Origin of the sequence: Bordetella sp. BOR01 (genome assembly GCF_019218885.1) — a bacterium.
Taxonomy (GTDB): domain Bacteria; phylum Pseudomonadota; class Gammaproteobacteria; order Burkholderiales; family Burkholderiaceae_B; genus Bordetella_A.
On the sequence record NZ_JAHUWT010000002.1, the window covers coordinates 367,022 to 379,959 of the forward strand.

General features: G+C 60.5%; 10 protein-coding genes. 9 read left to right on the forward strand and 1 reads right to left on the reverse strand.

What is annotated here, in order from left to right; genetic code table 11:
- Nucleotides 1-47 precede the first annotated feature (47 nt).
- Nucleotides 48-1,718, forward strand: a complete 1,671-nt coding sequence (locus tag KW845_RS09515) for an ABC-F family ATP-binding cassette domain-containing protein (protein WP_218368989.1) — start codon at nucleotides 48-50, stop codon at nucleotides 1,716-1,718.
- A 60-nt stretch (nucleotides 1,719-1,778) separates the two neighbouring features.
- On the opposite strand, the gene KW845_RS09520 is transcribed toward KW845_RS09515, so the two are convergent.
- Nucleotides 1,779-2,699: a LysR family transcriptional regulator gene (locus tag KW845_RS09520; RefSeq protein ID WP_218368990.1), complete on the reverse strand. Its 921-nt coding sequence runs from the start codon at nucleotides 2,697-2,699 to the stop codon at nucleotides 1,779-1,781.
- A gap of 211 nt (nucleotides 2,700-2,910) precedes the next feature.
- Between KW845_RS09520 and KW845_RS09525 the strand changes: the two genes are divergently transcribed.
- The 8 genes from KW845_RS09525 to KW845_RS09560 all read left to right on the forward strand — a co-directional run bounded on the left by KW845_RS09525 (nucleotide 2,911) and on the right by KW845_RS09560 (nucleotide 12,916).
- The gene (locus KW845_RS09525; RefSeq protein ID WP_218368991.1) at nucleotides 2,911-4,068 is read left to right on the forward strand and encodes an acyl-CoA dehydrogenase family protein; all 1,158 of its coding nucleotides are present in this window, start codon (nucleotides 2,911-2,913) and stop codon (nucleotides 4,066-4,068) included.
- Nucleotides 4,069-4,088: 20 nt separating this feature from the next.
- Entirely contained in the window at nucleotides 4,089-4,886 is a 798-nt protein-coding gene (locus KW845_RS09530) for an enoyl-CoA hydratase-related protein (protein WP_218368992.1), read from the forward strand.
- Entirely contained in the window at nucleotides 4,883-6,985 is a 2,103-nt protein-coding gene (locus tag KW845_RS09535; protein WP_218368993.1) for a CaiB/BaiF CoA-transferase family protein, read from the forward strand. Before KW845_RS09530 ends, KW845_RS09535 begins: the two co-directional genes overlap by 4 nt.
- A 14-nt stretch (nucleotides 6,986-6,999) precedes the next feature.
- Complete coding sequence (locus KW845_RS09540; protein ID WP_218368994.1) at nucleotides 7,000-7,782, forward strand: enoyl-CoA hydratase/isomerase family protein; 783 nt, start codon at nucleotides 7,000-7,002, stop codon at nucleotides 7,780-7,782.
- A 26-nt stretch (nucleotides 7,783-7,808) separates the two neighbouring features.
- Nucleotides 7,809-8,996 (forward strand): CaiB/BaiF CoA-transferase family protein, encoded by a 1,188-nt coding sequence (locus KW845_RS09545; RefSeq protein WP_218368995.1) that lies wholly within the window; start codon nucleotides 7,809-7,811, stop codon nucleotides 8,994-8,996.
- 10 nt (nucleotides 8,997-9,006) lie between these two features.
- Nucleotides 9,007-10,389 (forward strand): MmgE/PrpD family protein, encoded by a 1,383-nt coding sequence (locus KW845_RS09550; RefSeq protein WP_218368996.1) that lies wholly within the window; start codon nucleotides 9,007-9,009, stop codon nucleotides 10,387-10,389.
- 68 nt (nucleotides 10,390-10,457) lie between these two features.
- A complete protein-coding gene (locus tag KW845_RS09555) occupies nucleotides 10,458-11,882 on the forward strand; it encodes an aldehyde dehydrogenase (RefSeq protein WP_255592517.1) in 1,425 nt (474 codons plus the stop codon).
- A gap of 71 nt (nucleotides 11,883-11,953) precedes the next feature.
- Nucleotides 11,954-12,916, forward strand: a complete 963-nt coding sequence (locus KW845_RS09560; RefSeq protein WP_218368997.1) for a tripartite tricarboxylate transporter substrate binding protein — start codon at nucleotides 11,954-11,956, stop codon at nucleotides 12,914-12,916.
- Nucleotides 12,917-12,938 lie beyond the last annotated feature (22 nt).

Below are 12,938 nucleotides of genomic sequence, written 5' to 3' on the forward strand. Positions count from 1 at the left end.
CTCGGTCGGGGCTTTTTTTGTTCGCCTGAAACGAAGATTCACCCTCGATGATCATCCTCAAGAACGTGACCGTGCGTCGCGGCAGCAAAGTATTGCTGGACAAAACCTCCGTTACGCTCAATCCCGGCGAAAAGGTGGGCCTGGTCGGCCGCAATGGCGCGGGCAAGTCGTCGTTATTCGCGGTGCTCAATGGCACGCTGCACGAGGATGGCGGCGAATTTTCCATTCCAGCGCAGTGGCGCATGTCGCAAGTGGCACAGGACATGCCCGAAACCGAGCAAAGCGCGACGGATTTCGTGGTCGAGGGCGATACGGTCTTGCTGGCGGCGCAAACCGAAGTTGCCGCATCCGAGGCCAGCGAAGACGGCATGCGCATGGCGCACGCCTATATGGCACTGCACGATGCCGGCGCGCACGATGCTCCTTCTCGTGCGCAGGCGCTCATTCTGGGGCTGGGCTTCAGCGTGGCCGAGCTCGACAGGCCGGTCAACAGCTTTTCGGGCGGATGGCGCATGCGCCTGCAACTGGCGCGAGCACTGATGTGCCCGTCTGATTTGCTATTGCTTGACGAGCCTACCAACCACCTGGATCTGGATGCCCTGGTGTGGCTGGAGGCCTGGCTCAAGAACTATGCCGGCACGATGGTAGTGATAAGCCATGATCGTGAGTTCCTGGATGCCGTTACCAATGTCACGCTGCATATCGATCATGGCAAACTGGTACGCTACGGCGGCAATTACAGCAAATTCGAAGACATGCGGGCTGAACAAATGCTGCTGCAACAGGCTGCACACGCCAAGCAACAGGAAAAAGTTGCGCATCTGCAAAAATTCATTGACCGCTTCAAGGCCAAAGCCAGCAAGGCGAAGCAGGCTCAAAGCCGCGTCAAGGCACTTGAGCGCATGGAAAAGATCGCGCCCGTCTTGGCCGACGCCGAGTTCCAGTTCGAATTCAAAGAGCCAGTCAGCCTGCCCAACCCCATGCTGTCGATGTCCGCAGCCAGCTTCGGCTATCCGCCGCCGGAAGGTGCGCCGGCCGGCGCAAAGCCTACCGTCATCGTGCAGAACATCAATCGTTCGGTATTGGCAGGGCAGCGTATCGGCATACTGGGCGCCAATGGGCAAGGTAAGTCGACGCTGGTAAAAACCATTGCCGGCGCATTGCAGCCGATCGCGGGCGAGATCATCACCGGGAAAGGCTTGAATATCGGCTACTTTTCGCAGCAGGAACTGGATGTCCTGCGGCCTGCCGATAATCCGCTCGAGCACATGATACGCCTGGTGCGGGACACGCCGGCCAGCGTGCGTCCCAGCGCCATGGACTGCCGCGAACAGGGGCTGCGCAATTTCCTGGGTACCTTCAACTTCAGCGGCGATATGGTCAAGCAGCCTGTCGGCAGCATGAGCGGAGGTGAAAAGGCGCGCCTGGTTTTGTGCATGATAGTCTGGCAACGCCCCAATTTGCTGCTGCTCGACGAACCGACCAACCATCTGGATCTGGCTACCCGCGAGGCCCTGAGCGTTGCCTTGAACGAGTTCGAGGGTTCCGTGATGCTGGTCAGCCACGACCGCGCGTTGTTGCGTTCCGTCTGCGACGAATTCTGGCTGGTCTCGCGCGGTGGCGTGAAAGACTTCGACGGCGATCTGGACGACTACCAGGTCTACTTATTGGAAGAGGCCAAGCGCCGGCGGGAAGCCGCAGCGTCCAAGAGCGTCTGATCCTGGCCATCACTGTCTCGACCACGTTCCAGCCCAGCAGCCACGCCTGGCGGTGAAGGACTACGGTCGGGGTATTTCCCTGTCCGGTTCCCATACTCGCTGAACCACCTGTCGCCAGAGATTGATGATGGGATCGTCTTCATAGTCCCTGAGCCAGGCGCCCCGAACGATAGACTTGACGGGGCTTGCTTCGATATCCAGAAAGCGCAGTCCTTCCAGCCCGGTGCGCGCTAGGCCCGCAGGCACCAGGCTGATGCCGAGGCCTCGGGCCACGCATGCCATGACGGTCAACCAGTGCCGCGCTTCGTGTCGGATTCGCGGATGCAAGCCGGCCTCCACGCAGATAGAAATGACCTGATCGTAATAAGTGGGCGAGAACGCCCGCGCGAAGATGACGAACGATTCGTCCTGGAATTCGCTCAGGATGGCACGGGGAAGTTGCGCCTTGGGATGTTGCGCGGGCAGGCACAGCACAAAACGTTCACGCAGCAGTTCCTGTGAATTCAAGATCTCGGGTAGAACGGCGATGTGCACGAAACCATACTGGATCTGGCTACGCTGAAGCGCGACGATCTGCTCGGCCGAAGACAGTTCAACCAATTGAAGTTCCACTTTTGGGCATTGCCGCTCGAATGTCTGCACCGCCTTGTCCAGCCAGCGCGGCAGCATGGATGCCATGAAGCCGACTCGAAGGGTGCCTTGCATTCCATCGTGCACGCGCACCGCGACATCGACCGCTTGCCTGATTTGCGCCAACGCCTTCTCGGCTTCACCGTAAAAAAAAGATCCGGCCGAGGTCAGGCGCACCCCCTGCGGATTGCGCTCGACCACGGAAAACCCTAGCGCTTGTTCCAGTTGCTGGATGGATACGCTGAAGGCCGGCTGAGAGATGTTGCATCGCCTGGCGGCGCGGCCGAAGTGGAGTTCCTCGGCAAGCGCGACGAAGTGTCGAAGATGCTTGAGTTCGATGCTTGTGCTCATGGAAACCAGCTCCGGATAGACGCGGCCATCGCGATCTGTATTTCGGATTGCGCGTTCCGAAAACGGTATTAGACGGCGAAATTTAGCACCTCTAGTATGCAGTCACAAGCCGGCTGCTCGACGCGAGAAGCCCAACACGCATCAATGGTGCACCGCGCGCGGGCAGGCAAAGATCGCATTAAAGAAGTCTCTTATTCGAAGGATGGTCTTGATGGATTTTCAGCTGGATTTCGAACAACGCATGGTGCAGGAATCGACCCAGAAGATGGTCGAGCGCGACATCGCTCCCATCCTGGCCGCGCATGATCCGGATACGCCTTTACCAAAATCTGCGATGCAGCAGATCTTTCTGACATGCGCCTCTGTCGGCCTGACCGGAGCACGCATTCCCGAGTCCGCTGGTGGCTCGGAAATGTCGGCGTTGACCATGGGATTGATGTACGAGCAACTGCCGCCCGCCATTGGCCTGTCGGTGATTGCGCACGAGGGGACTGGGGCAAGGCTTCATCATGCCAGCACGCCAGCGCAGCGCGAACGCATTCTTCCAGACCTGATTTCCGGAAAGAAGATCGCTTGTACCGGCGTAAGCGAACCCGGTGTCGGATCGGACCCCCGAAGCATCAAGACTCGTGCCGTGGAAGACGGCGACCACTACGTGATCGAGGGGCGAAAGATCTGGATCACCAACGCAAGCATCTGCGATGTCATCAATGTGACGTGCACGGTGGGCAAGGACGACAAAGGCCTGAGCCGCATGATGCGAGTGATGGTGGATAGACAGGCATCACCCTTTACCACACGAGAAATCGAAGTACTTGGCTTGAAGCAGGGCCATCTTAGCGAGGTTCTATTCGAGAACTGCCGTGCACCCAAGTCGGATGCCTTGGGCGAGGCGGGCGATGCGGCCAAGGTGCTTACGCTGACCTGGCTGGCCAATCGCCCCATATTCGGGCTGTTCTGCGTCCACCTGGCGCAGAAGGCGCTCGACGCGGCGAGCCAGTATGCGAAAGACCGAGTGCAGTTCGGGCGTCAGATCGGCAGTTTCCAGTTGGTACAGCATCTTCTGGCCGATATTTCGACGGCGGTCACGACAAGTCGGCTGCTTTGTTATTACGCCTTGAATTGCATCGATAACGGCGATCGGGCGAATCATGTGTCGGCCATGGCGAAGCGCTACGCGGTGCAGGCATGCCAGCGCGCCGTGTCCATGGCAATGGAAGTTCACGGTGCGATGGGTTTGACCAAAGAAATGGGCATAGAGCAGCTTTACAGGGATGTGCGCATGTTCACCGTTCCCGACGGCACGAACCAGATTCTCGCCTTGATAGAAGGGCGTGAGCTAACTGAAATCGCGGCATTCCGGCCGTAATGGAAAACGTGGAGGCAGAAATGGTCAAGCCCGAATATCGCGATGTGCTTTACGAGGAACAGGACGGTGTCGCAACGGTTACGCTCAATCGTCCGGATTCGCTCAATGCGATCAGGGTCGGCATGTATGAAGAGCTGACCGATGCGATACATCGTGCCGGTTGGAACAGGGCGATAGGCGTCATTGTCTTGACCGGTGCGGGCACGCGGGCGTTCTGCGTAGGCGGGGACACCTCGGACACCAAGTCCGAGCGTAGCTCGCAGGGCATCACCGGCGTGCCACTGGATAGACTGCACGCGGCGATTCGCGATGTACCCAAGCCGGTGATTGCCAAGGTGCGTGGGTATGCCATTGGGGGCGGCAATGTATTGGCGACGCTCTGCGACCTGACCATCGCGGCGCAGAGCGCGGTATTCGGCCAGGTGGAACCCCGGGTCGGATCGGTGGATACCGGTTTTGGCACTGCTTATCTCTCGCGCGTCGTCGGTGAAAAGCGCGCGCGCGAAATGTGGTTTCTTTGCCGACGGTATAGCGCCGAGCAGGCCGAACGGATGGGCCTGGTCAATGTGGTGGTCGCCGACGAGTCGCTGGACGCCGAAGTCGCGCGATGGTGTTCGGAGATCCTGACGATGAGTCCCACGGCAATTGCCATAGCCAAGGCGTCCTTCAATGCCGACAGCGATGGCATCAAGGGAATTTCGGCCATGGGGCTGCATGCGGTGGCGCTTTATTACCCCACTGACGAGGCCAAGGAAGCGGGCAAGTCGTTTCGGGAAAAGCGCAAACCCGTGTTCCGCACCACGCCGGCTACGCGTTGACGGCTGCCATGCAGAAGCCTGTATCTGAGGCGCCCGGCGCGCTCCATGACATCCTGATCGTCGAGCTCGGCGAACGAACCGGCGCTTCGGTATGTTGTTCGCTATTGGCTCAATTGGGCGCCACGATCATCGTTATCGAGCCCCCGGAAGCAAGGGCCGATGCTGCCAATCTGTCGGTCAAGTGGAATTGGCGCGACCAGATGCTGGCCGGAAAATTAAGCCTGTTCGCAGGGAAAAACCAGGCCGCGTTGGTACGCAAGGTGCTGGACCGCGCGGACGTGGTCGTGACCTCGAGCGATCTCTTGCATCCCGATATGGCCGGCTGGCGTCGCCTGGATACGCAGATCGTTTGCGATGTCACTGCATGGGGACAAAATGGCCCCATGGCCGGGCAACCCCATTGTGACGCGCAGATCCAGGCAATGACCGGGCTGACCAGCACCACGGGGTTGCCAGAGGCGCCGCCGCTGTCAGTACCGCTGCCGATTCTGGAATATATGTGCGGAGTGCATTCGGCCGGCGCTGTGCTGGCCGCGCATCGCCTGGTGGCCAGAGGCGGGCCGGGGCAACTTATCGATATGGCGTTGTACGACTGCGGCTTCAATGCCATGTCTTCCTTCTTCTCGCGCCTGTTGATCCAGGCCGAGGACGGCGACAAGCTGCGTCGCATGGGCAATCGGCATACCCTGTCCGCACCCTGGAACGTATATCGGGCAAAGGATGGCTGGATCCTGATATGCACCGGAAGCAATGAGCAATGGCGCCGATTATGCGAACGGATGGGCAGGCCGGAACTGGCTGCTGATCCACGTTATGCAAGTTCGACTGCCCGCGTCGAGCGCGTCGATGAAGTGGATTCTGCCGTGCAACACTGGGTAGGCCAAAACACCCTGAACGAATGCGTGGCGGCCTTTGCACAGGCCAGTATTCCCGGTGGTCCGATCACTCCCATCGACCGCTATCCCCGCGAGCCCAATCTGGAGCATCGTCGAATGATCTGGCGCTTCGACGACGCTTCGGGCGATGACGGCGGATACACCCCGGGTTCGCCCTTGAAAATGAGCCGGACGCCGGGACGCGCCTTGACGCGGGTTCCCGCGCCTGGCGCAGATGCCGAGGCAATCATGGCGCTGATTGCCAATCGCCCTTCGGCCCGCACGGCCACTGCCGGCGCGACACCGACGCTGAGCGGTTTGCGTGTGCTGGAAATCGGACATTACACGACTGCGCCGATTGCGGCACGGCATCTTGCCGCGCTCGGTGCCGACGTTATCAAGATCGAGCCGCCTGAAGGCGAGGCGGCGCGCGGGTGGGCACCCTTCGATCGTGGGCAGAGCGTTTTCTTCACCGTCAGCAATTCCGACAAACGCAACCTGACCCTGGATCTTGATCAAGAAAAAGATCGCCTTGTATTGCGCCATTTGATCGAAACATCGGATGTGCTCCTCGAGAACTTGAAGCCGGGTGCATTGGCCAAACGAGGCTTTTCGGTATCGGCAATCCGGGGCATCAATGCACGTATGGTGTATTGCTCTGTATCGGGCTTTGGCGCCGATTCGATCTACGCGGGGCGCCCCGCCTTTGACACAGTGGTGCAGGGCATGTCGGGCCTGATGGATCTGGTGCGCAGCAAAGGCATTCCGCTGAAGACGGGCATGTCCAGCGCCGACGTCATGGGGGCGGCCATGTCGGTGGTTGCCATCCTGGGCGCGCTCGCCTATCGGGATCGCAGCGGCGAAGGGCAGTACATCGACCTGTCCATGCAGGACATCGTCGCCTGGTCGACGCAGGCCGCCTGGAACGACGGCCTGGCTAGTTATACGGCCGAAGTGGTGACGCACGACGATGTGGATGCAGTACGAGTCGGGGCGCGCATTGCACCGATCATGACGCCGCCCCAGGTGATGGGCTGCACGCAGACCGCTGCACGGCGCCTGCACTTCAAGGTGGAAGAGGGTGGGGATCAATGGCCGGCGCTCGCCGTTCCGCTGCGCCTGACGCTGACGCCCCCCGATATACGGCGGCCCGGGGCCCCGCTTGCGCGCGATAACGAATCGATCCTGCATGCCTTGGTTCATGCGACACCGATTCCAATTTGACCCACGGAGAGACGATGGCTTATCAAAACATTCAGACCGAACATGACGGGGCTGCCTCGATCATCAGGATTCACCGCCCGGACAAGCGCAATGCCCTGAGTATCCAGACCATGGAAGAAATCAGTGACGCCATGCGCTCGGCCAACGGTGACGCGGCCGTGCGGGGCATTGTCCTGACAGGCGGCGATCGGTTCTTCTCGGCGGGCGCGGATCTGAACGAGGCGCTGCAAGTCGAGTCCGTCATGGACGGCGATGCCTTCTTCGGCAATGCGAATCGCCTTTGCACACTGGTGGAATCGCTGGACAAACCTGTCTTGGCCGCCATTGAAGGGTTCTGCATCACCGGAGGCCTGGAACTTGCGATGGCATGCGACATCCGGGTCGGTGCGCGGGGGTCCAGCTATGCCATCACGAGCGCTCGCATCGGCACGGTGGCCGGGTTCGGTGGAACCCAGCGCTTGCCGCGCCTGGTGGGCCCTTCGAACGCCATGTCCATGCTTTTTTCGGCCGATGCCATCGATGCTGATGAAGCGTACCGAACGGGCTTGATCACGAAGCTGGTCGAGCAAGGCCAGGCACTGCAGGAAGCGAAACGCATGATCTCGATCTATGAAAAGCGCGGCCCGATCAGCCTGGCTTTTGCCAAGCGAGCGGTTCACCACGGCATGCAGATGGATCTGCTTCGCGGCATCGAATACGAATTTTCGTTGGTCACGGCGATCTACGGCACCGAGGACAAGCGCGAGGGCGTTTCGGCGTTCCTCGACAAGCGAGAGGCCAGCTTTAGCGGCCGCTGACTTATTCATTGATCCAGGATCTTGCCATGTCTTTTCCTTCTGAACGAACCCCAGCGGCGTTGGAGGGCATACGTGTCCTGGACTTCAGCCGCATGTTGCCCGGGCCCTGGTGCACGCAGATGCTGGGAGACCTGGGCGCCGATGTCATCAAGATAGAGCAGCCCGGAATAGGCGATCTTGGGCGGCACAACTCGCCCAATTTCAAGTGCGACAGCGTGTATTTCAACACCGTCAATCTCAATAAGCGCAGCCTTGCGCTCGACCTGTGGCAGGCCGAGGATCGGGAAGTTGCATTAAGCCTGATGGATGAGGCCGACGTCGTCGTCGAGACGTTCCGGGTCGGCGTTACAGAACGAATGGGCCTGGACTACGCCACGGTCAAGCAGCGCAACCCCGGTGTCATCTATTGCTCTGTAACGGGGTTTGGGCAGTCCGGTCCGCTTTCCAGTATCCCGGGGCATGACCTTGTGGTCCAGGCGGTCAGCGGCGTCATGGGCGTCGGGGGGGCAGATGCGCCACCGGTACCGGCATTCCAGGCGGGCGACTATGCGGCGGCGAGCTATGCAGCAATGGGCATCATGGCCGCGTTGCACCGGCGCACGGCAACGGGCATCGGAGCGTACCTGGATGTCTCCATGTTCGATGCGCTATTCAGCATGACCAACATCGTGGCTGGGTCTGCTTTGGCGCGGGCCGCCGGCAATCACATGACGCCGCCCATGGAACTCTGGGGAGGCAACCCCAGGTACTGCACTTATCAGACGCGCGACCAGCGGGCCGTTGCGGTGTCGCTGCTCGAGGCTCGAATCTGGACGCACTTCTGCAACGTCATCGGCCGTCCCGACCTGATCAACGCAGAGGAAGGCCCGCAAGACAGGCATAGCCAGCATGGCAGCCGTGCCCAGCTTTACCGCGATGCCTTGCGCGATCTGTGCTTGTCCAGGGACCGGGACGAGCTGGTGGCGTGGATGATGGAAAACAACGTTCCCATCGTGCCCGTGTACTCGCCGGACGAGGCAATGGCGCAACCCCACGTGCGCTCGCGCGGCCTGATCCAGTGGGTTGCGCATCCGTCCGAGGGCCGGATTCCGGTTTTGGCCAATCCGTTGGCGGCCTCCGGCCTCACAGCGGGCCAGCGCAGGCCAGCGCCCGCCTTGGGCGAACACAACGAGGCGCTCTTGGATGAACTGCGTCCTGGCGTCCCTCAATCGTAAAGGAACAACCATGCACACACGTCTTGCCGAGACCAGCGCCAAGCGACCTGTCAGCAATGCTGGCAGCGTGACTGGCTTTGTACTGGACGCGAATACGCGGGCACTTCCGCCGCATGTACTCGAAGCGGCGAGATTTTGTATCGTCGATTGGTTCGGTGTTGCGATAGGCGCCCGTGATTATGCGGCTATCCAGGCCCTGCATCGCGTGGTACAGGGCTGGCACACGCAAGGCCGAGCCCAGGTTTTACTCGATGGCACGACTGCGCCAGGCGTGGCAGCGCTAATCAACGGAACCATGGCGCATTGTCTGGATTTCGATGACACGCACGTCGGATCGATCGCTCACCTGAGCGGTCCCGCGTGGGCTGCTGCGTTTGCCGTAGGAACCCACCTGAACGCCAAGCCGGTACAGATTCTCAATGCATTTGTGACAGGTTTCGAAGTGGGCGCACGATTGGGATGCGGAGGATTCGGCATCGCGACCAACGAGCGGCATATCCACGCCACCGGCGTTTTCGGATGCTTCGCCGCGACCGTGGCGGCCTCGGTATTGTACGGACTCGACGAAATAGCGATTCAACGTGCATTAGGCCTGGCGGCGACGCAGGTAGGTGGCCTGACCGGCTCATTCGGCACGCCGGCAAAACCTTTCCATGCGGGAAAGGCCGCATTCAACGGGGTTTTGTCAGCGGAGATGGCTTACGCGGGCTACGACGCGGCCCTGGATATGATCGAGCCCGGGGGCGGCCTGGATCGCGCGCTTGTGCAGGATGGTGCGTCGATGGTGCCGGCAATGGATTTCGGCGACGGCTGGGAAATCACCCGAAATACGTTCAAGCCATATGCCTCGTGCCTGCTGACTCACCCTGTCATCGATGCCGCCAAGGATGTCGGGGCCACGCTCGATCTATCGCGCATTCGTACGATTCAGGTGCGGGTCAATCCCCTGGCCATTCAGTTGGCGGGCATTGGCGCTCCGACCACTCCCTATGAAGGGAAGTTCAGCCTGGCGTTCTGTACGGCCCTGGCCCTGTCGGGCCGCACGGTCACGCAGGGGGATTTCACCGCGTCGAACATGGTGGAGCCCCTGTTGCGCGACTTGGTGGCGAAAGTGGAACTCGTGGCGGTGGACGACATGGCCGTTACTGCGGCACGGTTTCAGGCCACCCTGCATGACGGTACGACCGTGAACGCCCATACGCCCATGGCACTGGGCAACCCGGAACGTCCCATGGGCTGGAAGGACATGGAACGCAAGTTCCATTCGCTTGTGGCTCCTGCAATAGGAGACGAAGCGGCCGCGGCGCTGTTCGCGTGCTTGAGGACATTCGACGACATGCAGAGCCTGGATGCGGTACGCCCTTTCCTGACTCGCTCGGGCGGCTGGAACTAAAGGAGGACGTAATGGAATCAACCAAGGTGCAAGGGACGTTGCCGCGAGGTATAAGCCCCCGGCTGGACATGCTGATCGATGGAAAGTCGGTCACCGCGACGACAGGAAAATTGCGTGCGGTGGAAAATCCGGCCAACGGTCAAGTAATCACCCAGGTTGCCGAGGGTGGGGCGGACGATGTAGATCTGGCCGTGCGTGCGGCGCGCGCGTCATTCGACAAGGGAAGCTGGCGCAAGGCGTCGGCTGTTCATCGCGAGAAAACGCTGTGGCGCCTTGCCGAGCTGCTCGAAGAGAATATCGATGAACTGGCCACGCTTGAAGTCATGGACAACGGCATGCCGGCCTCAATGGCCAGGCGCGCCATCGAGCGCGCCTTGGACGGCCTGCGATATTACGCGGGCATGTGCACCAAGGTCCATGGCGTGACATCGGATATATCCGGACTGCGTGCCGAGTTCCACGCCTATTCGCTGTGCGAGCCGATAGGCGTGGCCGCGTTGATCGTGCCCTGGAATTCACCTCTGCCGGCGGCGTGCAACAAGATCGGGCCTGCGTTGGCGGCCGGCTGTAGTTGCGTCCTGAAACCTGCCGAGCAGACTCCGCTTACCGCATTGCGGCTGGGACAGTTGGCGCTGGAGGCCGGCATCCCGCCGGGTGTATTGAATGTGGTGACTGGCGAAGGAGCGGTGGTCGGGGCGGCGCTGGCCGACCATCCCGATGTCGACAAAATCTCTTTCACCGGATCGACAGAAGTCGGCAAGGGGCTATTGCACGCGGCGGCCGGGAACATGAAGCGTCTTACGCTGGAACTGGGAGGCAAGTCGCCGGTTTTCATTTTTGACGATGCCGACCTGAAAATCGCCATCCCACGCGCCGCAGCCGCGATCTTCTCGAACAGTGGACAGATTTGTTATGCCGGTTCGCGCCTGTTCGTTCAGCAGGGTGTCTATGAAGAAGTCCTCGCAGGCATTGCCGGCGTTGCGTCGAACATGCGCATCGGAGACGGCTTCGACGCCGATACCGAACTCGGGCCGCTGATATCCGAGCACCAGCGCGATCGCGTCATGTCGTACATCGACAGCGCTCGTTCCGAAGGCGCTGAACTGGTGGCGGGCGGGCAGCGTCTCGATCGCAATGGTTATTTCGTTCAGCCCACCGTATTTTCCGGAACCCGCGTGGACATGCGCTTCATGCGCGAAGAGATTTTCGGGCCGGTTCTGGGTGCCATGCCGTTTGCCGGGATCGATGATGTAGAAACGCTGGCCAACGCCACGCGATTTGGCTTGGGCGCCGGCATTTTCACGCGAAGCGTTTCGACGGCACACCGCGTTGCAAGGCTGATACGCACGGGCAACGTATGGGTGAACTTCTACGGCGGTTCCGATAAGTCCCTGCCTTTCGGTGGCTACAAGGAATCAGGATGGGGACGCGAAGGCGGTATAGAAGGCATCGAGGCGTTCATGGAGAAGAAGGCGGTGTACATCCGGCTTTGAATCATTAAACAGAAAGTCCGTAGCCGACCGCAGATAAAAGACGATCTGGCGTGAGGCCAAGAGGAGACAACATGAAGATCCATAAGAAAATACTTTTCACCGCGGCGGCATTGCTGGCCTTCAATTCGGCTGCCGCCGCCTGGCCAGATCGCCCTATACAGATCATCCAGGGTTTCTCGCAGGGCGCCGCGACGCAAGCCATGGCGCTGGATGTGGGCGAGATCCTGAAAAAGGCTTACGGCGCCGAGTTCTACGTACTGGCGAAACCGGGCGCGGGCGGCATCATAGGCACCGATGCCGCAGCGAAAGCGGCGCCGGACGGATACACGATACTGCTGGGCACTGCGGGTACGCACGCCATCAATCCGGCGTTGTACCGGGAACTTCCCTACGATGCACAGAAAGACTTCGAACCGATAACGCTGCTGGCCGACCTTCCCAACGTTCTGCTGGTGAGCAAGGACTCGCCCTTCAATTCGGTCCAGGATCTCGTCGACTATGCCAAGGCGCGCCCGAAGACCGTCAACTACGGTTCCAGCGGCAACGGAACGTCGATGCACCTCGCCGCCGAGCAATTCCGGGTGGCAACGGGAATAGACATCACCCATGTGCCGTACAAGGAATCCGCGCACGCGCTGACAGGGCTGATCGGCAAACAGGTGCACATGACGTTCCACCAGTTGCCGGCGGTACTGGGACAGATCCGGTCGGGTACCGTCAAGGCCCTGGCCATCACCAGCAAGAACAGATCGCCAGCACTGCCCGACGTGCCGACGGTGGCCGAAAGCGGCTATCCGTCATTCGAGTCGGTTACGTGGTTTGCCCTGTTTGCGCCCGCCAAGACTCCTCGACCGGTCATCGAGAAAATAAATGCTGCCGTGACGGCTGCCCTGAATCATGACCTTGGGGAAAAAATCAAAGCCAACGGGGCAACCCCGCGGCCTTCGACGCCTGCCGAGCTCACGGCCGCCATCGTCAAGGACTCGGCGCAATGGAAGGCGATCGTCGAGCGCGTGGGTGCAAAGCTCGACTAGGTTGGCAGGCTTCATCAGACAT